This window comes from Mycobacterium paraffinicum (assembly GCF_025822865.1).
In the GTDB taxonomy this organism is placed as follows: Bacteria; Actinomycetota; Actinomycetes; order Mycobacteriales; family Mycobacteriaceae; genus Mycobacterium; species Mycobacterium paraffinicum.
Genome location: NZ_JACKUR010000026.1, coordinates 94,636 through 117,683 on the forward strand (window position 1 = coordinate 94,636; position 23,048 = coordinate 117,683).

Here is a 23,048-nt window from a genome sequence, read left to right on the forward strand (position 1 = left end):
CCGCGCAAGAGTGACCAATACCACACTTTTGCTGGTCGGCGTCACCGTCCCCCGGCTGACATCGGTTTTAGGTGAAAACCGCTGCGTGTAATGGTTTAGAGACGGCCATTCTCGTCTTAGAGTCTCTTAAAGAAGTGCCATAATTGGTACCACCAGTGACACACAGCGCGAGGGCGCGGGACTCGCTTGAACAGCGCGTAACCTGAAGCTTCAGCGAAGTGCCTATCCGGATGACGAATGGAAGGCGGATACGTGGATCCGAACGGCAGCGGAGCCGGGTCTGATTCTCACAACGGCTCGAACGGGTCGCCTTCCGGTGGCGGGTCTGACCGCCAACGTCTGGAACAAGTCGTCATTCGATTCGCCGGCGACTCCGGCGACGGCATGCAGCTGACCGGTGACCGGTTCACCTCGGAGGCAGCGCTTTTCGGAAACGACCTGGCGACCCAGCCGAACTATCCCGCGGAAATCCGCGCCCCCGCAGGCACCCTGCCCGGGGTCTCGTCCTTCCAGATCCAAATCGCCGACTACGACATCCTGACCGCCGGTGACCGCCCCGACGTGCTCGTCGCGATGAACCCGGCGGCGCTCAAGGCCAACCTGGGCGACCTGCCGCGCGGCGGCATGGTGATCGCCAACTCCGACGAGTTCACCAAGCGCAACCTGACCAAGGTGGGCTACGTAACGAACCCCCTCGAGTCCGACGAGTTGGCCGACTACGTCGTGCATTCCGTCGCGATGACCACGCTGACGCTGGGCGCCGTCGAGGCGATCGGCGCGTCGAAGAAGGACGGCCAGCGCGCCAAGAATATGTTCGCGCTGGGTCTGCTGTCGTGGATGTACGGCCGCCCGATCGAGACCAGCGAGAAGTTCATCCGGGAGAAGTTCGCCCGCAAGCCCGACATCGCGGAGGCCAACGTCTTGGCGCTCAAGGCGGGCTGGAACTACGGCGAAACGACCGAGGCGTTCGGCACCACCTATGAAGTCTCGCGGGCGACCTTGCCCTCTGGCGAATACCGGCAGATCTCCGGCAACACCGCGATGGCCTACGGCATCGTCGCGGCGGGTCAGCTAGCCGACATTCCCGTGGTGCTCGGCAGCTACCCGATCACGCCGGCGTCGGACATCCTGCACGAGCTGTCCAAGCACAAGAACTTCAACGTCATCACCTTCCAAGCCGAGGACGAGATCGGCGGCATCTGCGCGGCAATCGGCGCCTCGTACGGCGGTGCCCTGGGCGTCACGAGCACGTCGGGACCCGGGATCTCGCTGAAGTCGGAAGCTTTGGGTCTCGCGGTGATGACCGAATTGCCCTTGCTGGTCATCGACGTTCAGCGGGGCGGGCCCTCGACCGGCCTGCCGACCAAGACCGAGCAGGCCGACCTGCTGCAGGCGTTGTACGGCCGCAACGGGGAGTCGCCGGTTGCCGTGCTGGCGCCACGCTCGCCGTCCGACTGCTTCGAAACCGCGCTCGAGGCGGTGCGCATCGCGGTCTCCTATCACACCCCCGTGATCGTGTTGTCCGACGGCGCGATCGCCAACGGCTCGGAGCCGTGGCGCATTCCGGACATCGGCACGCTGCAGCCGATCAAGCACACGTTCGCCAAGCCGGACGAGCCGTTCCAGCCGTACAACCGCGATCCGGAGACGCTCGCGCGCCAATTCGCCGTGCCGGGCACCCCGGGCCTCGAGCATCGGATCGGTGGCCTCGAGGCGGCTAACGGCTCGGGCGCCATCTCCTATGAGCCGGTCAACCACGACCTCATGGTTCGGTTGCGCCAGGCCAAGATTGACGGCATCGCGGTTCCCGATCTCGAGGTCGACGACCCGACCGGAGACGCCGAGCTGCTGCTGATCGGCTGGGGCAGCTCCTACGGCCCGATCGGTGAAGCCTGCCGGCGTGCGCGGCGCAAGGGCGTCAAGGTCGCGCACGCCCACCTGCGCTACCTGAACCCGTTCCCGGCGAACCTGGGCGATGTGTTGCGGCGTTATCCGATGGTGGTGTGCCCGGAGATGAACCTGGGCCAGCTCGCCCTGTTGCTTCGCGGCAAGTACCTGGTCGACGTGCAATCGGTCAGCAAGGTTCAGGGTGTCGCGTTCCTCGCCGACGAGATCGGGCGTGTCATCCGCGCTGCGCAGGGCGGCACGCTGGCCGAAATCGAGCAAGACAAGACGATGGTCGCCAGAATGGCGGCAGCAACGGTTGGAGCGGGAGCTATCGAATGACCGACCTGATGGGAAATCTGGCGGGCACCGACCTTGGGCTGACCCCGAGGCTGAAGAAGAACGACGGTGTGCCCACCACGGACCAGCCGCAGAAGGGCAAGGACTTCACCAGTGACCAAGAGGTCCGTTGGTGCCCCGGGTGTGGGGACTACGTCATCCTCAACACCATCCGCAACTTCCTGCCCGAGCTCGGGCTGCGTCGCGAGAACATCGTGTTCATCAGCGGCATCGGTTGCTCGAGCCGGTTCCCGTATTACTTGGAGACCTACGGATTTCACTCGATCCACGGGCGTGCGCCGGCCATCGCGACCGGTCTGGCGCTGGCCCGCGAGGACCTCTCGGTGTGGGTGGTCACCGGCGACGGCGACGCGTTGTCGATCGGCGGCAACCACCTGATCCACGCGCTGCGCCGCAACGTCAATATCACGATCTTGTTGTTCAACAACCGGATCTACGGGCTGACCAAGGGCCAGTACTCGCCGACGTCGGAGGTCGGCAAGGTCACCAAGTCGACCCCGATGGGATCGCTGGACCACCCGTTCAATCCGGTGTCGTTGGCGCTGGGTGCCGAGGCGACGTTCGTCGGCCGCGCCCTCGACTCCGACCGCAACGGACTGTCCGAGGTGTTGCGCGCCGCCGCCGAGCACCGCGGCGCCGCGGTGGTCGAAATCCTGCAGGACTGCCCGATTTTCAACGACGGCTCCTTCGACGTGCTGCGCAAGGAGGGCGCCGAGGAACGGGTGATCAACATCCGCCACGGCGAGCCGATCACCTTCGGCGCCGACGGCGAGTACTGCGTCGTGAAGTCCGGCTTCGGCCTCGAATTCGCCAAGACCGCCGACGTGTCCGTCGACGAGATCATGGTGCACGACGCACACACCGACGACTCTGCCTACGCCTTCGCGCTGTCGCGGCTCTCCGATCAGAATCTCGATCACACCGTGCTCGGGATTTTCCGGGATGTCAGCCGGCCCACTTACGACGACGCGGCGCGCTCGCAGGTGCAGGCCGCCCGCGCCGCGAAGCCGTTCGACGACGCCGCCCTGCAGTCGCTGCTGCGTGGGCGCGACACCTGGACCGTCGACTGACGTGGGCGAAACGAGTTCACTGGCCGGCGTAGTGCTCGCCGGCGGCGCATCACAGCGGATGGGGCGCGACAAAGCGAGCCTGCCCGTCCCCGGATCCGCCGGCTCCGATGCAACCACGATGGTCGAACACGTCGTCGGCATTCTCCAACAGCGTTGCGACCCAGTCCTTGTCATGGCCGCCCAAGGGCAGCCATTGCCCGAACTGCACGCTCGGGTCATGCGCGACGAGCTGCGCGGCCTGGGCCCGTTGCCGGCGACGGGGCGGGCATTGCGCGCGGCCGCCGATGCCGGCGCCCGCCTCGCCTTCGTCTGCGCCGTCGACATGCCGTTCCTGGCCGTCGAACTCATCGACGATCTCGCCCGCCGGGCGCTGGAGACCGGTGCGGAAGTGGTGCTGCCGTGGGATGGCCAGGACCACTATCTCGCCGCGGTGTACCGGACGGACCTGGCCGACCGTGTCGAGGCGTTGGTGGCCGCCGGCGAGCGCAAAATGCGCGCTTTGGTGGACTCATCGGACGCCCAGCGCGTGGTGACGTCGGATTCGCGGTGGCTGACCAACGTCAACACCGACGCTGAGCTCCGCGCCCTCGCACAGCCCCGCAGCTGACGGCAATCTCGCGAGCCGGCCGCGGCGAAATCGCGTCGGATAAATTCTGCGTAAATTCGTTCACCGACCACGTCCGAGAATGCGCAAGCCTATTCGACATACGACGAGTTGCTCCTCCTCGCTTCGATATCGGCTAAGCGACTCGCCGTTGACGGAATATGCAATGGCGGCGAATCGTGATCTGTTGGCACACCGCAGGTTTCGGGTCCATTGCGAGCCAAATTCATCGGAAGCTGCAGTGTCTATGCACCTGGCGTCGACCGAAACCGCAGTTCCCATGAGCAAATTGGCACGGCCGAATTGGACGGCGTGCCGGGGGCGCTCGGCGGCGCGATCGCCCTCTGCGGTGGTGGCTCCGATCGGGGCCGCGTTATGACCGAAAAGCATTATGCGGGTGTATTTTTCAGCTTACTGCCGCATCCGGCGGGGCGGCGCCCGCCGGTGTCCGCGCCCGTTATTCGAATGATGCAAGTTAGCCAGCAGCACAACACAATTCGCTCACGAGGTCGGGCGTGGCGCCCGGCGAAGCGACGTAACTTGTTGTAGGCTGCGCTGCTTCGCGACAGCGGACCCGAGTCCGTGGGACCCGAATCGGGCAAAACGCGGTAGCGCAAATACGTGCGCCACTTCACAAAATGGGCGTGATTCGGCTCACGATTTGAAAGGCCGCACGATTGTTGGGTACTTCTCGAAATCGCGGGGCTGACCTGCTGAAATGGCGGCGGTATTGCGCCGTGATCACCCCGTTACCGAAACGAGATGGCCGTTTACCCAAGATGACGAACGCGGCTGGTTCTCGTACGGTCCCTGTTAGCCCGCAACGGGTTACGGAAGAGTAACTGAAAACAGAATCACGGACCCGCGTGTGAGCGGGGCTGCGGACGGCGAAGACCAGTCCGCGGCCGGCGGGCAGCAGTCCGCCGGGCGATTCGAGCCCACCGCTGTCGTGCCGAAAAAAGTCGGCACGTTCCGAAGCAGGTTTCCGCACCAACCAGAGACCGCCAGCCCACCCCCGTGGGCTTGCTTTGGCGCGCGCGCACCGCGAAAGGAAAGATATTGAAGAACGTCCGTAAGACGCTCGTTCTTGCCGCGATCACGGGCACCCTCGTGACCATCCCGTCGGCCACCGCGACTGCGGAGCCGATGGGTTTCGACCCCAACATGGCGCCCGCCCCGGCTCCGGACGCGCCCCCGCCGCCCCCGGCTCCGGACGCCCCGCCGGCTCCGGACGCGCCCCCGCCGCCCCCGGCACCCGACGCCCCGCCGCCGGCACCCGCGGGCTTCGACCCCAACCTGCCGCCGCCTCCTGGCCCGGAGGCGCCGCCGCCTCCGCCGGTCCACGCGTACAGCGTGAACTGGGACGCCATTGCGCAGTGCGAGTCGGGTGGCAACTGGGGGATCAGCACCGGTAACGGCTTCTCCGGGGGCCTGCAGTTCACCCCGAGCACCTGGCGCGCCAACGGCGGGTCGGGTTCCCCCTCCGGCGCCAGCCGTGAGGAGCAGATCCGGGTGGCCGAGAACGTGCTGCACTCGCAGGGCATCGGCGCATGGCCGGTCTGCGGACGTCGCGGCTGACGATCTACAACGCAGTAGTAAGTAGTGCCGGGCCACAGGCCCGGCACTACTTATCTGCGGGTCCGGTAGCGTCGGGCCCGTGAGCGCAACGCCGCGCGAATTCGACATCGTGTTGTACGGGGCCACCGGCTTCGTCGGCAAGTTGACCGCCGAATACCTGGCCCGGTCCGCCCCTGGCACGCGGGTGGCGCTCGCCGGCAGATCCACCGACCGCTTGCGGGCCGTCCGCGACACACTGGGTGAGTCCGCTCAGGCCTGGCCGCTGGTCGCCGCCGACGCATCGTCGCCGTCGACACTAAATGAGATGGCGGCCCGCACCCAGGTCGTCATCACCACGGTCGGCCCCTACACCCGCTACGGGCTGCCGCTGGTCGCCGCGTGCGCCGCGGCGGGCACCGACTACGCCGACCTGACCGGCGAGCCGCCATTCATCCGCAACAGCATCGACCAGTACCACAAGCAGGCCGCCGATACCGGTGCCCGCATCGTGCACGCGTGTGGATTCGATTCCGTCCCCTCGGATCTCACGGTGTATGCGCTGTACCTTGCGGCACGCGACGACGGCGCGGGTGAGCTTGCCCAGACCGATTTCGTGGTGCGCTCCCTCTCCGGTGGACTGTCCGGCGGCACAATCGCTTCGCTGCTGGAAGTTCTCGCAGCCGCCTCGGGGGATCCGGACATCCGTCGCCAGTTGACCGATCCCTACACGCTGACCAGCGATCGCGCCGCCGAACCAGAGTTGGGCCGCCAGCCCGATTTACCCTGGCGTCGTGGTCGCGAGATCGCACCCGAACTGGCCGGGCTGTGGACCGGCGGATTCATGATGGCGCCGGCCAACACGCGAATCGTCCGGCGCAGCAATGCGTTACTGGACTGGGCCTACGGTCGGCGGTTCCGATACACCGAGAGCATGAGCCTGGGGTCATCGCCTTTGGCGCCGGTGGGATCCGCCGTCTTGAGCGGCGTGGGCAACGCGAGCATGGAATTGGGCAGCCGCTATTTCAAGTTGTTGCCGCGCCGGCTGGTGGAGCGCGTCATCCCGAAGCCCGGAACCGGCCCCAGCGCGGCGGCGCGCGAGCGCGGCTACTACAAGATCGAGACCTACACCACGACAACCACCGGCGCCCGCTACGTGGCGCGCATGGAGCAGCGCGGAGACCCCGGCTACAAGGCGACCTCCGTGCTGCTGGGCGAGTGCGGCCTTGCCCTGGCTTTCGACCGTGACAAGCTCTCCGACCTGCGCGGCGTCCTGACTCCCGCGGCCGCCATGGGTGACGCGCTGCTGGCCCGGTTCCCCGCCGCGGATGTGACGCTGCACGTCGACCGACTGGCATAGTGAGCCAACTCACCTGCGATTTGGGCACTTACAGCGGGGTAAACGGCGCTCCCTAGAATTGACGGGTGACCGCCAGCCGCAGCCCCGCCACCGACCTGCCCAAGTCGTGGGATCCCGCTGCCGCTGAAAGCGCGATCTACCAGAAGTGGCTCGACGCGGGCTACTTCGAGGCCGACCCGACGAGTGCCAAACCGGGATACTCGATCGTGCTGCCGCCGCCGAACGTGACCGGCAGCCTGCACATGGGCCACGCGCTTGAACACACCATGATGGATGCCCTGACCCGCCGCAAACGGATGCAGGGCTATGAGGTGCTGTGGCAGCCGGGCATGGACCACGCCGGTATCGCGACGCAAAGCGTGGTGGAAAAGCAGCTTGCGGTCGACGGTAAGACCAAAGAGGACTTCGGCCGCGAGCTGTTCGTCGAAAAGGTCTGGGACTGGAAACGCGAGTCCGGTGGTGCGATCAGCGGCCAGATGCGCCGGCTCGGCGACGGGGTGGCCTGGAGCCGCGACCGGTTCACCATGGACGAGGGCCTGTCGCGGGCGGTGCGCACCATCTTCAAGCGGCTCTACGACGCCGGCCTGATCTACCGCGCCGAGCGGTTGGTCAATTGGTCGCCCGTGCTCGAAACCGCGCTCTCCGACATCGAAGTCAACTACGAAGAGGTCGAGGGCGAGCTGGTGTCGTTCCGCTACGGCTCGCTCGACGACTCGCAACCCCACATTGTGGTCGCGACCACGCGGGTCGAGACGATGCTCGGCGACACCGCCATCGCGGTCCACCCCGGGGACGAGCGGTACCGCCATTTGGTCGGCACCACCCTGCCGCACCCCTTCGTCGACCGGCAGCTCCTCATCGTCGCCGACGAACACGTGGACCCCGAATTCGGCACTGGCGCGGTCAAAGTCACGCCCGCCCACGATCCGAACGACTTCGAAATCGGCCTGCGGCACCAACTGCCGATGCTCTCGATCATGGACACCAAGGGCCGGATCGCCGACACCGGAACGCAATTCGACGGCATGGACCGATTCGAGGCCCGGGTCGCGGTGCGCGAGGCGCTGGCCGCCGAAGGCCGTGTCGTCGCGGAGAAGCGCCCATACCTGCACAGCGTCGGGCATTCGGAACGCAGCGGCGAGCCGATCGAGCCTCGGCTGTCCCTGCAATGGTGGGTCCGGGTGGAATCGCTGGCCAAGGCCGCCGGTGATGCGGTTCGCAACGGGGACACCGTGATTCACCCCGCCAGCCTGGAGCCACGCTGGTTCGCCTGGGTCGACGACATGCACGACTGGTGCATCTCGCGGCAGCTGTGGTGGGGCCATCGCATCCCGATCTGGTACGGGCCCAACGGGGAGCAGGTGTGCGTCGGCGCCGATGAGACGCCACCGGAGGGCTGGGAACAAGACCCCGACGTGCTGGACACCTGGTTCTCCTCGGCCTTGTGGCCGTTCTCCACGCTGGGCTGGCCGGAACAGACCCCCGAGCTGGAAAAGTTCTATCCGACAAGCGTCTTGGTCACCGGATACGACATCCTGTTCTTCTGGGTGGCCCGCATGATGATGTTCGGCACCTTCGTCGGCGGCGACGACACCATCACACTCGACGGTCGCCGCGGCCCACAGGTGCCGTTCAGCGATGTGTTCCTGCATGGGCTGATCCGCGACGAATTCGGACGCAAGATGAGTAAGTCCAAGGGCAACGTCATCGACCCCCTGGACTGGTTGGACACGTTCGGGGCCGACGCGCTGAGGTTCACGCTGGCCCGCGGCGCCAGTCCCGGCGGCGACCTGGCCGTCGGCGAGGACGCCGTCCGGGCGTCGCGGAACTTCTGTACCAAGCTGTTCAACGCCACCCGCTACGCGTTGCTCAACGGTGCGCACGTCGCACCGTTGCCTGCGCAGGACGAGCTGACCGATGCCGACCGCTGGATCCTGGGACGGCTGGAAGAGGTTCGCGCCGAAGTCGATTCGGCCCTGGACGGGTACGAGTTCAGCCGCGCCTGCGAGGCGCTCTACCACTTCGCGTGGGACGAATTCTGCGACTGGTACGTCGAATTGGCGAAAACCCAGCTGGCCGAGGGGAACGCACACACCACCGCCGTGCTGGCCGCCGTGCTGGACACGCTGCTGCGGTTGTTGCACCCCGTCATTCCGTTCCTCACCGAGGCGTTGTGGCAGGCCCTGACCAACCAGGAGTCGCTGGTGATCGCCGACTGGCCGGAATCGTCGGGTATCGGCCTGGATCCGGTTGCCACTCAACGGATCAGCGACATGCAGAGGTTGGTCACCGAGGTCCGCCGGTTCCGCAGCGATCAAGGCCTGGCCGATCGGCAGAAAGTGCCGGCCCGGCTCAACGGGATGGACAGCGCCGATTTGAGCACCCAGGTGGCCGCGGTGACATCGCTGGCCTGGCTCACCGCGCCGGGCGATGCGTTCGAGCCGTCGGTGTCGCTGGAGGTGCGGCTCGGTCCGGGCATGAACAGCACGGTCGTCGTCGAGCTCGACACCTCGGGCACCATCGATGTCGCCGCCGAGCGCCGCCGACTGGAGAAAGACCTCGCCGCGGCGCAAAAGGAATTGGCGTCGACCACCGCCAAATTGGCCAACGAGGACTTCCTGGCCAAGGCCCCGCAGAAGGTCGTCGACAAGATCCGCGACCGCCAGCGGGTGGCGCAGGAGGAGACCGACCGCATCAACGCGCGGCTGGCCGGGCTGTGATGAGTGTTCGATGACCGAGCCCCCCGACTGGCCCGAGCGCGGCGAGGTCACCAGCCTCGCGCCCACCCCGGACGAGATCGCCTCCCTGCTACAGGTCGAACACCTGCTGGACCAACGCTGGCCGGAGACGAAGATCGAGCCCAGCCTGACCCGGATCAGCGCGCTGATGGACTTGCTGGGCTCACCGCAACTGGCCTATCCGTCGATCCACATCGCCGGCACCAACGGCAAGACCTCGGTGGCGCGCATGGTCGACGCGCTGGTGACCGCGCTGCACGGTCGTACCGGGCGAACCACCAGCCCGCACCTGCAGTCGGCGGTTGAGCGGATCGCGATCGACGGTCGGCCGATCACCCCGGCGCAGTACGTCGCGACGTATCGGGAGATCGAGCCCTTCGTGCAGATGATCGACGCGCAGTCGCAGGCCGCCGGGGGCCCGGCGATGAGCAAGTTCGAGGTGCTGACCGCCATGGCGTTCGCCGCGTTCGCAGACGCGCCCGTCGACGTCGCGGTCATCGAGGTCGGCATGGGCGGGCGGTGGGACGCCACCAACGTCGTCAACGCCCCGGTGGCGGTGATCACCCCGGTCGGCATCGACCACGTCGAATACCTCGGCGACGACCTCGCCGGCATCGCCGCCGAGAAGGCCGGCATCATCACGAAGGCTCCCGAAGGCGCACCCGACACCGTCGCCGTCATCGCGCGCCAGGCGCCCGAAGCGATGGAAGTGCTGCTGGCCCAGACCGTGCGGGCAGACGCCGCGGTGGCCCGCGAGGATTCGGAGTTCGCGGTTCTGGAGCGTCGGGTCGCGATCGGCGGGCAGGTGCTGCAGCTGCAGGGCCTCGGCGGGGTGTATTCCGACATCTACCTTCCGCTACACGGCGAACACCAGGCGCACAACGCGGCCGTGGCACTGGCGGCGGTGGAAGCGTTCTTCGGCGCCGGGGCGCAGCGGCAACTCGATGTCGAGGCGGTGCGGGTCGGGTTCGCCGCGGTCACCAGCCCCGGCCGGCTGGAACGCATGCGCAGCGCGCCCACCGTCTTCATCGACGCCGCGCACAACCCGGCCGGTGCGGCCGCGCTGGCGCAGACCCTGAGCGACGAATTCGACTTCCGCTACCTGGTCGGTGTGCTCAGCGTGCTGGCCGATAAGGACGTCAACGGCATCCTCGCGGCGCTCGAGCCGGTTCTGGATGCCGTCGTGGTGACCCACAACGGGTCGCCGCGGGCTCTGGACGTCGAGTCGCTGGCGCTGGCGGCGGGCGAGCGGTTCGGGCCCGACCGGGTGTTTTCCGCCGAGAACCTGCGCGACGCCATCGACGCCGCGACCGCCCTGGTCGACGACGCGACGGTGGACGGGGAACCCGAAGCCTTCTCCGGCGCGGGAATCGTCATCACCGGCTCGGTCGTCACCGCGGGGGCGGCACGGACCCTGTTCGGTCGGGACCCGGAATGACCGACCAGAACCGGCCTGACCCGTGGAAGAGCTTCGGGGCGGTGATGGCCGCCACGCTGCTCCTCGAAGCGATCGTGGTGCTGCTCGCGATTCCGGTGGTCAGCGCCGTCGGCGGTGGACTGACGCCGGTGTCCCTGGGCTACCTGGTCAGCGTGGCCGGGCTGCTCATCGTGCTGGGCGGGGTGCAGCGCAAACCCTGGGCGATTTGGGTGAACCTGGGTGTTCAAGTCCTCCTGCTCGCCGGCTTCGCCGTGTACCCCGGCGTCGGGATCATCGGGTTGCTGTTCACCGGATTGTGGGCGTTGATCGCGTACTTCCGGGCTGAGGTACGGCGCCGCCAGCGTTAGGGCCGGCCCCTAAGGGCCCCGCCGCACTCGCCGCCCGACCGACCGCCGCCCGGTTCTGTACGCTGTGCGCCGTGACCGAACGGACACTGGTACTGATCAAGCCGGATGGCGTCGAGCGGCAGCTGGTAGGGGAAATCATCGGCCGCATCGAGCGGAAGGGTCTGGTCATCGCCGCGCTGGAGCTCCGGCGCGTCAGCGAGGACCTGGCCGCCGAGCATTACGCCGAGCACGAGGGCAAGCCGTTCTTCGGCTCGCTGCTGGAGTTCATCACCTCGGGCCCGGTGGTGGCGGCAATCGTCGAAGGACCGCGGGCGATCGCCGCGTTTCGGCAGCTCGCGGGCGGAACTGACCCGGTGGAGAAGGCCACGCCCGGCACGATCCGGGGGGATTTCGGGCTGGAGACGCAGTTCAACCTCGTGCATGGCTCCGATTCGATCGAGTCCGCAAAGCGCGAAATCGCGCTCTGGTTTCCCGACGCGTAGCGCCCCGGCTAACGGGGCCGCGCCGCGCCGCTGACGGGCCGTTCGCTCACGGGTTTGTGGGGCTCGCCGAGTGATGTGGGATACTGACGGAGGGTGAACGTCGCCGGACCGGCTTCGGACACTCGAATGAAGACTTAGACAAGCGCGATCATCGCCACCCGGCGTTGATGCGCGGCATGTCAGGCCATCATTCAGCACGGCGCCGAGTGCATTCCCCGCGAACCGCTCGGGGCGAGACCATCACAAGCCCGGGGGAAGTTGGCCGGGCCCATAGCGAAGCCCTCGCGTGGCCGCGTCGCAAGGACGCGCCCGGGGGCTTGAGGAGAATACGTGGTAGACGGTGCACCATCCGCAGAGTCATCCGAAGAGCCGACCCGGCACGACGAACTGCCGGACCGCCTGAGAGTCCATTCGCTGGCCCGAACGCTGGGAACGACCAGTAAGCGGGTGCTGGATGCGCTCAGCGCCCTGGACGGACGGATACGCAGCGCGCACTCCACCGTGGACCGTGACGACGCGGTCCGGGTACGCGATCTGCTGGCCGCCCAGCCCGAGGGGGGCGCCGAGGATGCCGAAGCCGGCGGCGAGAAGCTCCAAGCCGCGGCCGAGGAACCCGAATCCCGGCTGATGTTGGAGACGGCGGTCGAGCGGCCGCATTACATGCCGCTGTTCGTCGCGCCGCAGCCGGTAAGCGCTGAGGAAGACGAAGGCAACGCCGACGACGACGCCGAGTCCGACGATTCCGACGCCGACGACGAAGACGACGAGCAGGCCGATCGACCGGCCAACCGGCGGCGCCGCCGGGGTCGTCGCGGGCGCGGCCGCGGCCGGGGTGAGCAGGGCGGACCCGACAACCAGAACGACTCGGGCGACGACGACGAGCCGCAACAACGGGGCCAGAAGGCGGGAGACGCCGACTCCTCCGACGCCGAGGACGACGACGGCGAAGACGACGAATCCGATGACTCCGACACCGGTGACGACGGTTCGGCGGAGGGCGGAAATCGCCGCCGCCGCAGGCGCCGGCGACGCAAGTCGGGCTCGGGCGACGACGGTGATGAAAACGCATCTTCCGACGACCCGCCGAACACGGTGGTGCACGAGCGGCCGCCCCGCGGCGGGAAGAACGGCGGCAATGGCGGAAACGGCTCGTCAAACGCCGAGATCAAAGGCATCGACGGGTCCACCCGGCTGGAGGCCAAGCGCCAGCGGCGCCGTGACGGCCGCGACGCCGGACGGCGTCGTCCGCCGGTACTGAGCGAAGCGGAGTTCCTGGCGCGCCGCGAGGCCGTCGAACGGATCATGGTCGTGCGGGACAGGGTCCGCACCGAGCCGCCGCATCAGGGGGCGCGCTACACCCAGATCGCCGTGCTCGAGGACGGCATCGTCGTCGAGCACTTCGTGACCTCGGCCGCGTCCGCCTCGCTGGTGGGCAACATCTACCTCGGGATCGTGCAGAACGTCCTGCCGTCGATGGAGGCGGCGTTCGTCGACATCGGCCGCGGCCGCAACGGCGTGCTCTACGCCGGCGAGGTCAACTGGGAAGCCGCCGGCCTGGGCGGGTCCGACCGCAAGATCGAACAGGCGCTCAAACCGGGCGACTACGTCGTGGTACAGGTCAGCAAGGACCCCGTCGGGCACAAGGGCGCCCGGCTGACCACCCAGGTGTCGCTCGCCGGCCGGTATCTGGTCTACGTGCCGGGCGCGTCGTCGACCGGGATCAGCCGCAAGCTGCCCGACACCGAACGCCAGCGGCTCAAGGAAATCCTGCGCGAAGTGGTGCCGTCCGATGCCGGGGTGATCATCCGCACCGCGTCCGAGGGCGTCAAAGAGGACGACATCCGCGGCGACGTCACCCGGCTGCAGGAGCGCTGGAAGCAAATCGAGGCCAAGGCGGCCGAGATCACCGAGAAGGCCGCCGGCGCGGCGGTCGCGCTCTATGAAGAGCCCGACGTGCTGGTCAAGGTCATCCGTGACCTGTTCAACGAGGACTTCGCCGGCCTCATCGTCTCCGGCGACGAGGCGTGGACGACGATCACCGACTATGTGAATTCCGTTGCGCCCGACCTGGTTTCAAAGCTGAACAAATACGAACCGCCCAGCGGCGCCGACGGTCAGCCGGGACCCGACGTCTTCGCGGTGCATCGCATCGACGAGCAACTCGCCAAGGCGATGGAGCGCAAGGTCTGGCTGCCCTCGGGCGGCACGCTGGTGATCGACCGGACCGAGGCCATGACGGTGGTCGATGTCAACACCGGCAAGTTCACCGGGTCCGGCGGCAACCTCGAGCAGACGGTCACCAAGAACAACCTGGAGGCCGCCGAGGAGATCGTCCGCCAGCTCCGGCTGCGTGACATCGGCGGCATCGTCGTCATCGACTTCATCGACATGGTCCTCGAGTCCAACCGCGACCTGGTGCTGCGGCGGCTCACCGAGGCGCTGGCCCGCGACCGCACCCGCCATCAGGTGTCCGAGGTGACGTCGCTGGGTCTGGTCCAGCTCACCCGCAAACGGTTGGGTACCGGACTGATCGAGGCCTTCTCGACGTCGTGCACCCACTGCGGCGGCCGGGGGATCGTGCTGCACACCGACCCGGTGGATTCGGCCCCCTCGAACGGACGCAAGTCGGAGTCCGGTGGTCGCCGCGGCAGGCGCTCCAAGAAGAAAGGGGCCGAGGAGCCGGTGGTGGCCAAGGTGCCCGCGCACGCTCCCGGCGAGCACCCGATGTTCAAGGCGATGGCCGCCGGCGGGTCCGCGCAGTCCGACCGTGACGACGAAGACTCCGACGAGTCCGCCGAGGAAGCGACCGACGAGCTCGACGAGCGGAAGCAACGGGACCTGTCCGACGTGGACGACACCGACCAGGAGGACTTCGAGGAGTCTGACGAAGACACCGACGAAGACACCGACGAGGACTCCGAGGACGATCTCGACGACGACGACGAGGACCTCGACGACGAGGAAGACCTCGGCGAGGACGACGAGGACCTCGAGATGGACGACGACGACCTGGACGTCGAGGACGATTCCGACTCCGATGATTCCGATGACTCCGATGACTCCGATTCCGACGAGGATTCCGACGGGTCCGTCAACGGCGGACCGGGCTTTGGACGTCCGCGGCGGCGCCGCGCGGCAGGCAGACCGGCGGGCCCGCCCATCCACGCGGATTGACCTGGACCGGTTTGACCCTGTAGCCGCTGGTCAAGTACCCTAGGACAGTTGTCGTCAGGCCGGGTGGACGTTGGCCGGCGACAGCGGGACTCCCGGGCAGCCGGCGCAGACCCGCAACCCAGACCCACTTAGCTTGTCCGAGCGCACCGCCGGTGGCTCGCGCGCGAAGAGCCGAAGAAGCGGCTGAGCACAGGAAAGAAGGCAGGAGCAACGATGGCGACCTACGCAATCGTCAAGACGGGCGGCAAGCAGTACAAGGTCGCCGTCGGGGACGTGGTCAAGGTCGAGAAGCTCGACTCCGACCCGGGCGCGAACGTGTCGCTGCCCGTCACGCTGGTCGTGGACGGCGCGAAGGTGACCACCGACGCCGCCGCGCTGGCCAAGGTGGCGGTGACCGGCGAGGTGCTCGAGCACACCAAGGGCCCCAAGATCCGTATCCACAAGTTCAGGAACAAGACCGGCTACCACAAGCGTCAAGGGCACCGTCAGCAGCTGACGGTCCTGAAGGTCACCGGGATCAAGTAGCGGGAGGCGACAGACATGGCACACAAGAAGGGCGCTTCCAGCTCGCGCAACGGCCGGGATTCCGCCGCTCAGCGGCTCGGCGTGAAGCGGTTCGGCGGCCAGATCGTCAAGGCGGGCGAGATCATCGTTCGCCAGCGTGGCACGAAGTTCCACCCCGGCGTGAACGTCGGGCGTGGCGGTGACGACACGTTGTTCGCCAAGGCCGCCGGAGCCGTCGAGTTCGGCATCAAGCGCGGCCGCAAAACCGTCAGCATCACGCCCCAGGTCTAGGCCTCACGAGCCGGGGGCACCGCCCCCGTGCGGGGAACGTTGCGGCGGCTTCGCGAGGTATTCGGCCTGGCGTGACATTCGAAGGGCTGGTATTCGATGCCTCGATTTGTCGATCGGGTCGTCATCCACGCGCGCGCGGGTTCCGGCGGTAACGGCTGCGCGTCGGTCCATCGCGAGAAATTCAAGCCGCTGGGCGGCCCCGACGGCGGCAATGGCGGCCGGGGCGGCAGCATCGTGTTCGTCGTCGATCCGCAGGTCCACACCTTGCTGGACTTCCACTTCCATCCGCACGTCACCGCGCCGTCGGGCAAACAGGGGATGGGCAACAACCGCGACGGTGCGGGAGGCGCGGACTTGGAAGTCAAAGTCCCCGACGGCACCGTGGTCTTGGACGAAAACGGCCGGCTGCTCGCAGATCTGGTGGGTGCGGGCACCCGCTTCGAAGCCGCGGCCGGTGGCCGTGGCGGCCTGGGCAACGCCGCACTCGCGTCGCGTGCCCGCAAGGCCCCCGGCTTCGCGCTGCTCGGTGAGCAGGGCGAAGCGCGGGACCTGACGCTCGAGCTCAAGACCGTCGCCGACGCCGGCCTCATCGGTTTTCCGTCGGCCGGGAAATCGTCACTGGTGTCGGCGATCTCGGCGGCCAAACCGAAGATCGCGGACTACCCGTTCACGACGCTGGTGCCCAACCTCGGTGTGGTGTCGGCGGGCGAGCACACCTTCACCGTCGCCGATGTGCCGGGCCTGATTCCCGGCGCGTCGCAGGGCCGTGGCCTCGGCCTGGATTTCCTCCGGCACATCGAGCGCTGCGCCGTGCTGGTGCACGTCGTCGACTGCGCCACCGCCGAACCGGGCCGCGACCCGGTGTCCGACATCGACGCGCTGGAAGCCGAACTCGCCGCGTATACGCCCACCCTGCAAGGCGATTCGGCGCTGGGAGATCTCGCCGAGCGGCCACGGGCGGTGGTGCTCAACAAGATCGACGTGCCCGAGGCGCGGGAACTCGCCGAATTCGTCCGCGACGACATCGCCGAACGCGGCTGGCCGGTGTTCCTCGTGTCGACGGTGTCGCGGGAAGGCCTGCAGCCGTTGATTTTCGGGCTGTGGCGGATGATTTCGGAATACAACGCCGCCCGACCGCCGGTCGTGCCGCGTCGGCCGGTCATCCGGCCGGTTCCCGTCGACGACAGCGGCTTCACCGTCGAGCCGGACGGCGAGGGCGGCTTCGTGGTCACGGGCGCCCGGCCCCTGCGTTGGGTCCGGCAGACCAACTTCGACAACGACGAAGCCGTGGGCTACCTCGCCGACCGCCTGGCCCGGTTGGGTGTCGAGGATGAACTGCTGCGGCTTGGCGCGCAACCGGGATGCGCCGTGACCATCGGGGACATGACATTCGACTGGGAGCCGCAAACGCCTGCGGGACAACAGGTTGCGATGTCTGGGCGAGGCACCGATGTGCGGCTGGAACGCAGCGAGCGCACCGGGGCCGCGGAGCGCAAGGCGGCCCGCCGTCAGCGCCGCGAACGCGGTGACGAGTCGTGAGCGCGCCGGCGACGATGCAGTGGGGACACCGCCCGCTCGCGGGGGAGAGCGGCGCATCGTGACCACGCACCGTGAAGCCATCCGGACCGCGCGCCGCCTGGTGGTCAAGGTCGGGACCAACGCGCTGACCACGCCGTCCGGGGTGTTCGACGCGGGCCGGCTGGCCGGGTTGGCCGACGCCATCGAAACGCGCATGAAGGCGGGCACCGACGTCGTCATCGTCTCTTCGGGCGCCATCGCCGCCGGCATCGAACCGCTCGGATTAACCCGTCGCCCCAAGGATTTGGCGACCAAGCAGGCCGCGGCCAGCGTCGGGCAGGTCGCGCTGGTGAACGCGTGGAGTGCGGCGTTCGCGCGGTATGGCCGCACGGTGGGGCAGGTGCTGCTGACCGCGCACGATATCTCCATGCGGGCCCAGCACACGAACGCCCAGCGCACCCTGGACCGGCTGCGGGCCCTGCACGCGGTGGCGATCGTCAACGAGAACGACACGGTGGCGACCAACGAGATTCGGTTCGGCGACAACGATCGGCTTTCGGCACTGGTGGCTCACCTGGTCGGGGCCGAGGCCCTCGTGCTGCTCTCCGACATCGACGGCCTGTACGACTCCGATCCCCGAAAAACCCAGGGCGCCCGATTCATTGCGGAAGTCTCCGGCGCAGCGGACCTGACCGGTGTGGTTGCCGGGCCGGGCAGCGACCTCGGTACCGGGGGGATGGTATCCAAGATGTCGTCCGCATCGCTGGCCGCCGACGCGGGAGTGCCGGTCCTGCTGGCCGCCGCGACCGACGCCGCGACCGCCCTGACCGATGCCTCGGTCGGCACGGTGTTTGCCGCCCGGCCCCTTCGGATGTCGGCCCGCCGGTTCTGGGTGCGGTATGCCGCCGAGGCGGCGGGCGCGCTGACCCTGGACGAGGGCGCGGTGCGTGCGGTGGTGTCCCAGCGTCGCTCGTTGCTGGCCGCCGGCATCACCGCGGTGTCGGGCCGGTTCTACGCCGGAGACGTCGTCGAACTGCGCGGCCCGGACGCGGCCATGGTGGCCCGCGGCGTGGTCGCCTACGACGCGACCGAGCTGGCGAGCATGATCGGCCGGTCGACCTCCGAGTTGCCGGGGGAGTTGCGCAGGCCCGCGGTGCATGCCGACGACCTGGTGGCGGTTTAGCGGGGCTAGCTGAACGGGTTGCTGTTGTCCTGCCACACCGCTGATTCGGGACGCGGCCCGTAACGCAGGGCGTAGTCCTCGTGCATCTTCGCTTGCTTCTTGTTCTTGAGCACGTCGACCAGGTTCGGGTTCAGGCCATGCTGCGCCAGCCGGTGCCGACGCCAGACCTTGTTCAACGCAAGCGATATCAGCAGGGCCCAGGTGTAGAGCGGAACGGTCATCTCGGTGTGCACATACAGCGAAGCGGGCAGCAGCCAGAAGGGTGCGAGAACCAACAGGGGTGGGATGGCCCACCGGATCATGTGCCGGCGCACGGCTCCCTTGCCCGCCAGATCGTTGGCGACCCAGTCGCGCATCGAGCTGGGCAGGCACCGACCGTACGAGTAGGCGATGTACTGCCAGAAGTTGGGTTTGGTGGGGGTCTCGGGATCGGTCACAGTGGCTCCTATGGGCGGCGGGTTCAGGACTGCAATGCGCCCGCTGCCAAGGCGGCCGCGTTGATGCGGGTCAGCACCTGGTGCAGGTGCTGAAGTTCGGCGATGTCGACGCCCAGACGCGCGACCACCGCGGGTGGAATCTTAAGCGCACGGCGACGCAAGGCGGTGCCGCTGTCGGTGAGTTTGACGTCAGTGGAGCGCTCGTCGACGGTGCTTCGCGTCCGGGTGATGAGGCCGAGTGCCTCCAAGCGCTTGAGCATCGGCGACAGCGTGGCCGGATCCATCTGCAACGTGGTCGCGATCTCCTTGACCGACAGCGCTTTTCGCTGTCCCGTTGCCGCCCGCTGGTGATCCCAGAGCGTCAGCATCACCAGATACTGTGGGTGAGTCAGCCCCAACGGTTCCAGCAGTGGCCGGTAGACCGCCAAAACGGCGCGGTTGGTCACGCTCAGCGCGAAGCAAACCTGCTGTTCGAGGGAAAGCGGGTCGATCTCCAGTGCGGTCAGCGGCGCCATATTTACATAATAGTCCAATAATTAGCGCCCTAACTATGTTGCTCTCGTCACAGACGGCCACCGACGTTCCCGGGCGCATCAGCGCACCGAGGTGGCCTTGAGATACAGTGCGCCCCAGACGATCTCGGTCAACGTGGCGGCCAGTTCCGCATCATAGTCGGGTGGGTTCACCGGGAGGTTCTGCTGGCAGGCCCGCTCGACCATCCAGGTCAGCGCGTTGGCAGTGGTGGCCGCGGACAATTGCGGCCGGATCGAGCCATCGGCCTGCCCCTCCTCGATGACCCGGGTCATCCGCCCGGTGACCGCGGTCAACAGGTTGCGGTAGGTCGCAGCGACCAGCGGGTCATAGCCCGCCATCTCGTTGAGGGCGACCAGCACCGGTTGGTGCCGCCGATAGCTGGCGATGATGCCGTCCATTGCGGCGCGGACGTCGCCCGGATCGTGCCGCCCGGCCACGCTCCACCAGCGATCAGCGCTGTCGGCGAGGTCGGCGAACACCTGGTTGGCCAGGCGGCGCAGCAGGTGCCCTTTGTCCTCGAAGTAGATGTAGAAGCTCGCGCGGGAAATGCCGGCTGCGCCAGACAGCCGGTCCACGCTGAGCTCGGTGAAACTGGCGCCGTCGCGCATCAGCCGCTCGGTGGCGTCGAGCAGCCGGCGCTCGATCTGCTCCCGCCGCTGCTGACGTTCCTGTTCGCGGTTGGCCTGCGGCTTCCGGGTTACCGATGGCATCTTCCCAGCATAGAACGCGGTTTGACGTCTTGACTAGACACTATGTCTAGGAATAGTGTCGCGGGGAGTCTGTGACCGACGTCATACGCAACGGAGGGATCACCAATGACCGTCATGACCGGGGTGTCGGGGACCGGGAAGCCCGGGCGTGCCTACGACCCCATCGACCTGTCCTCACGGGCGTTTTGGTCAACCACCGCGGCCGATCGCGAGCGTTCGTTCGCGGTGCTGCGGGCCGAACGCCCGGTCAGCTGGCACCCACCCGTCGAAGACGCCCTGATGTCCGATCCCGACGATCCCGGCTACTGGGCGGTCACCCGGCGCGCGGACATCGTCTCGGTCAGCCGCAACAACGAGGTGTTCCTGTCCGGCAAAGGCGTCATTTTCGAGAACGTTCCCGTGGAACTGCTCGAGGCGTCGCAATCCTTCCTGGCAATGGACCCACCGCGGCACACCAAGCTGCGCAAGCTGGTCAGCGCGGCGTTCACCCCGCGGCAGGTCCGCCGCATCGAGGACTCGATCAAGGCGAACGCCAAGACCATCGTCGAAGAACTCCGGGCCGCGGGCAGCGGCGTTGATTTCGTCGAGCAGTGTTCCAAGCAGCTGCCCATCCGGACACTCTCGGACATGGTGGGGATCGAAGAATCCGAGCGCGAGCACGTGGCACGGGCCGCCGATGCGCTGGTGTCATGGGCCGACCCCGTCTACCTCGGCGGGCGCAATCCGCTGGAGGTTCTGCTCGAGAATCAGATGTATCTGGACCAGGTTGCTGGCGCGCTGGCCGCCGAGCGCCGCGAGCGGCCGGGCGATGACCTGTTCAGCGGCCTGGTGAACGCGGAGGTCGACGGCGACCGGCTTTCCGACGCCGACGTAGCCGCGTTCTTCGTGCTGCTCGCCGTGGCCGCCAACGACACCACTCGCCAGACCACCAGCCATGCGATGAAGGCGCTCACGGAGTTTCCCGATCAGCGCGCCTGGCTCCTCGAGGATTTCGACAACCGGATTCCTATGGCGGTCGAGGAGTTCATCCGCTGGGCCTCACCGGTGATGACCTTCCGGCGCACGGCGGCAACGGATGTCGAGCTGGGCGGCCAGACCATCCGGGCGGGGGAGAAGGTGGTGATGTTCTATCCGTCCGGGAACTGGGACACCGAGGCTTTCGACCATCCGGAGCGTTTCGACCTGAGCCGCAACCCCAACCCGCACGTCGGCTTCGGCGGCGGCGGGGTGCACTTCTGTCTCGGCGCGCATGTGGCCCGGGCGCAGCTGCGGGCCATCTTCGGCGAGTTGTTGCGGCAGCTGCCGGACATTCAGGCGGGTGAGCCCACATACGTGGCGGGCAACTTCATTCACGCCGTGCGCAGCATGCCGTGCACGTTCTAACCCGCTGCTATCGGCGATAATTCGTCAGCCAGCAGCGTCAGCAGCTCCGAGCAGCCGCCGTCGACCTTGACGGTGGCAAGGTCATCCCCGCGGGTACGGCCCCGGTTGATGATGGCGATGGGCCTGCCCAGTGCGGCGGCGTGACGCACGAAGCGGTAGCCGGAGAACACAGTCAGCGACGAGCCGGCGACCAGCAGTGCATCGGCCTCGTCCACCAGTGAATATGCTTGGTCGACAACCTCTTTGGCGACGCTTTCGCCGAAGTAGACGATGTCCGGCTTGAGCATTCCGCCACAGCGCGGGCAGTCCAGATAGCGGAACGACGTGGTATCTGCGACGACGGCGTCGGCGTCGGGGGCCACCGCGAGGCCGCCGACCGCTTCGGCGCGCTCGACGAATCCCGGGTTGAGCGCTTCCAGTCGTTCGGCCAGCGCGGCGCGGCTCATGGTGTACCCGCAGCCCAGGCAGACCACCCGCGCGTAGGTGCCGTGGAGATTCACGACGTTCTCACTGCCGGCCTTGGTGTGCAGCAGGTCGACGTTCTGGGTGATCACCCCGGTCACCACCGCTGCGCGCTCGAGCGCGGCCAACGCCCGGTGACCGGCGTTGGGCATGGTGTCGTCCATGTGTCGCCAGCCGACGTGGTTGCGCGCCCAGTACCGCTGCCGGAACGCCGGATCCGAGGTGAACTGGCGGATCGTCATGGGATTGCTGGGTGGGGAATCAGGACCCCGGTAGTCCGGAATGCCGGAGTCGGTGGACAGCCCTGCCCCCGTCAGCACCGCCAGCCGGCGGCTGGCCAGCAACGCGACCAGTTCCGGCGATTCTGCGCGGCGGGTGGTCACCCCGTCCAGCGTACGGCCACGAGCGGCTAACCGAGGTGGCTAACCGAGGCACTCCGCGGCGGTGGTGAGCTCCGCCGACATGTTCTTCTCCATCATCTTCAGCGCCGCCGCCGCCAGCTCGGCGTCGATGCCGGCGACGGCGTCGGTCGGAATCACGACGGGAAAGTGGCGCACGTACGCGTCGAGCGCGGTGTAGAGGATGCACTGCTCTGTGACCTGTCCCGCGATGACCAACCGCTTGGTCTCCAGGCGGTTCAGCAGGTAAGCCAGCGCGGTCGCATAGAAGGCGCTGTGCCGGACCTTGGTCATCACCCGGCAGTCCCCGGCCGGCACGATCGGCTTCACCAGATCGGGGCGCGCGCCGTCGAGCGCGGAGCTGACGATGTCGGAGAACTGGGCCGCGAAATCGCCGTAGTTGTCGTTGACGTAGACCAGGTCCACCTCGTCGGATTCGCGTGCGCGCCGGACCAAATCGGCCAACGGGTCGATGACGTTGGCGACATTGGGTACTAGTGGTGTGTCCCGCAAATAATTGGCTGTTGGTTGGTATGATGTCTTGCATGCGACCACCTGTTCCAGCTCTGTTGGTGTCTGCGGGACAACGTGAGGTTCTTGAGTCTGTGGCCCGCTCG

At 67.5% G+C, this 23,048-nt stretch carries 20 protein-coding genes; 15 read left to right on the top strand and 5 right to left on the bottom strand.

Annotation, left to right across the window (positions count from 1 at the left end; all coding sequences use genetic code 11):
* The first annotated feature begins 252 nt into the window (after nucleotides 1–252).
* The 14 genes from H7J89_RS17600 (at nucleotide 253) to proB (ending at nucleotide 18,507) form a co-directional block, all read left to right on the top strand.
* A complete protein-coding gene (locus H7J89_RS17600) occupies nucleotides 253–2,226 on the top strand; it encodes a 2-oxoacid:acceptor oxidoreductase subunit alpha (RefSeq protein WP_264045019.1) in 1,974 nt (657 codons plus the stop codon).
* Nucleotides 2,223–3,314 carry a 2-oxoacid:ferredoxin oxidoreductase subunit beta gene (locus H7J89_RS17605; protein ID WP_264045021.1) on the top strand — a complete coding sequence of 364 codons (1,092 nt, stop codon included), beginning with the start codon at nucleotides 2,223–2,225 and terminating at the stop codon, nucleotides 3,312–3,314. The genes H7J89_RS17600 and H7J89_RS17605 overlap by 4 nt, the downstream gene beginning before the upstream one ends.
* A gap of 1 nt (nucleotide 3,315) precedes the next feature.
* Nucleotides 3,316–3,921 (top strand): molybdenum cofactor guanylyltransferase, encoded by a 606-nt coding sequence (gene mobA, locus H7J89_RS17610; RefSeq protein ID WP_264045023.1) that lies wholly within the window; start codon nucleotides 3,316–3,318, stop codon nucleotides 3,919–3,921.
* Between the two features lie 1,056 nt (nucleotides 3,922–4,977).
* A complete protein-coding gene (locus tag H7J89_RS17615; RefSeq protein ID WP_264045025.1) occupies nucleotides 4,978–5,496 on the top strand; it encodes a transglycosylase family protein in 519 nt (172 codons plus the stop codon).
* A gap of 79 nt (nucleotides 5,497–5,575) precedes the next feature.
* Nucleotides 5,576–6,832 carry a saccharopine dehydrogenase family protein gene (locus H7J89_RS17620; protein WP_264045027.1) on the top strand — a complete coding sequence of 419 codons (1,257 nt, stop codon included), beginning with the start codon at nucleotides 5,576–5,578 and terminating at the stop codon, nucleotides 6,830–6,832.
* A gap of 65 nt (nucleotides 6,833–6,897) precedes the next feature.
* Nucleotides 6,898–9,552 (top strand): valine--tRNA ligase, encoded by a 2,655-nt coding sequence (locus tag H7J89_RS17625; protein ID WP_264045029.1) that lies wholly within the window; start codon nucleotides 6,898–6,900, stop codon nucleotides 9,550–9,552.
* 10 nt (nucleotides 9,553–9,562) lie between these two features.
* Nucleotides 9,563–11,008 carry a bifunctional tetrahydrofolate synthase/dihydrofolate synthase gene (folC, locus tag H7J89_RS17630; protein WP_264045031.1) on the top strand — a complete coding sequence of 482 codons (1,446 nt, stop codon included), beginning with the start codon at nucleotides 9,563–9,565 and terminating at the stop codon, nucleotides 11,006–11,008.
* A complete protein-coding gene (locus H7J89_RS17635) occupies nucleotides 11,005–11,355 on the top strand; it encodes a DUF4233 domain-containing protein (RefSeq protein WP_264045033.1) in 351 nt (116 codons plus the stop codon). The genes folC and H7J89_RS17635 overlap by 4 nt, the downstream gene beginning before the upstream one ends.
* A 71-nt stretch (nucleotides 11,356–11,426) precedes the next feature.
* Nucleotides 11,427–11,837 carry a nucleoside-diphosphate kinase gene (gene ndk, locus H7J89_RS17640; RefSeq protein WP_264045035.1) on the top strand — a complete coding sequence of 137 codons (411 nt, stop codon included), beginning with the start codon at nucleotides 11,427–11,429 and terminating at the stop codon, nucleotides 11,835–11,837.
* A gap of 330 nt (nucleotides 11,838–12,167) precedes the next feature.
* Nucleotides 12,168–15,011 (top strand): ribonuclease E, encoded by a 2,844-nt coding sequence (gene rne / locus H7J89_RS17645; protein ID WP_264045037.1) that lies wholly within the window; start codon nucleotides 12,168–12,170, stop codon nucleotides 15,009–15,011.
* Nucleotides 15,012–15,224: 213 nt separating this feature from the next.
* A complete protein-coding gene (gene rplU / locus H7J89_RS17650) occupies nucleotides 15,225–15,536 on the top strand; it encodes a 50S ribosomal protein L21 (RefSeq protein WP_007169506.1) in 312 nt (103 codons plus the stop codon).
* Between the two features lie 15 nt (nucleotides 15,537–15,551).
* Nucleotides 15,552–15,806 (top strand): 50S ribosomal protein L27, encoded by a 255-nt coding sequence (gene rpmA, locus H7J89_RS17655; protein WP_085240239.1) that lies wholly within the window; start codon nucleotides 15,552–15,554, stop codon nucleotides 15,804–15,806.
* Between the two features lie 96 nt (nucleotides 15,807–15,902).
* A complete protein-coding gene (gene obgE, locus H7J89_RS17660; protein ID WP_264045047.1) occupies nucleotides 15,903–17,345 on the top strand; it encodes a GTPase ObgE in 1,443 nt (480 codons plus the stop codon).
* A gap of 58 nt (nucleotides 17,346–17,403) precedes the next feature.
* The gene (gene proB, locus H7J89_RS17665) at nucleotides 17,404–18,507 is read left to right on the top strand and encodes a glutamate 5-kinase (protein WP_372513791.1); all 1,104 of its coding nucleotides are present in this window, start codon (nucleotides 17,404–17,406) and stop codon (nucleotides 18,505–18,507) included.
* Between the two features lie 5 nt (nucleotides 18,508–18,512).
* Here the strand turns inward: proB and H7J89_RS17670 are convergent, their stop codons facing one another.
* The 3 genes from H7J89_RS17670 to H7J89_RS17680 form a co-directional block, all read right to left on the bottom strand.
* A complete protein-coding gene (locus H7J89_RS17670) occupies nucleotides 18,513–18,944 on the bottom strand; it encodes a DUF5313 domain-containing protein (RefSeq protein WP_264045049.1) in 432 nt (143 codons plus the stop codon).
* 23 nt (nucleotides 18,945–18,967) lie between these two features.
* Entirely contained in the window at nucleotides 18,968–19,459 is a 492-nt protein-coding gene (locus H7J89_RS17675; RefSeq protein ID WP_264045051.1) for a MarR family winged helix-turn-helix transcriptional regulator, read from the bottom strand.
* A 78-nt stretch (nucleotides 19,460–19,537) separates the two neighbouring features.
* A complete protein-coding gene (locus tag H7J89_RS17680) occupies nucleotides 19,538–20,188 on the bottom strand; it encodes a TetR/AcrR family transcriptional regulator (RefSeq protein WP_264045053.1) in 651 nt (216 codons plus the stop codon).
* A 105-nt stretch (nucleotides 20,189–20,293) separates the two neighbouring features.
* On the opposite strand from H7J89_RS17680, the gene H7J89_RS17685 reads away from it, so the two are divergent.
* Nucleotides 20,294–21,571 (top strand): cytochrome P450, encoded by a 1,278-nt coding sequence (locus H7J89_RS17685; protein WP_264045055.1) that lies wholly within the window; start codon nucleotides 20,294–20,296, stop codon nucleotides 21,569–21,571.
* Here the strand turns inward: H7J89_RS17685 and H7J89_RS17690 are convergent.
* Nucleotides 21,568–22,416 (bottom strand): NAD-dependent protein deacetylase, encoded by an 849-nt coding sequence (locus H7J89_RS17690; protein WP_264045057.1) that lies wholly within the window; start codon nucleotides 22,414–22,416, stop codon nucleotides 21,568–21,570. The two genes, H7J89_RS17685 and H7J89_RS17690, sit on opposite strands and share 4 nt — an antisense overlap.
* 39 nt (nucleotides 22,417–22,455) lie before the next feature.
* A complete protein-coding gene (locus tag H7J89_RS17695) occupies nucleotides 22,456–22,944 on the bottom strand; it encodes a cysteine hydrolase family protein (RefSeq protein ID WP_264045059.1) in 489 nt (162 codons plus the stop codon).
* Nucleotides 22,945–23,048: the final 104 nt, after the last annotated feature.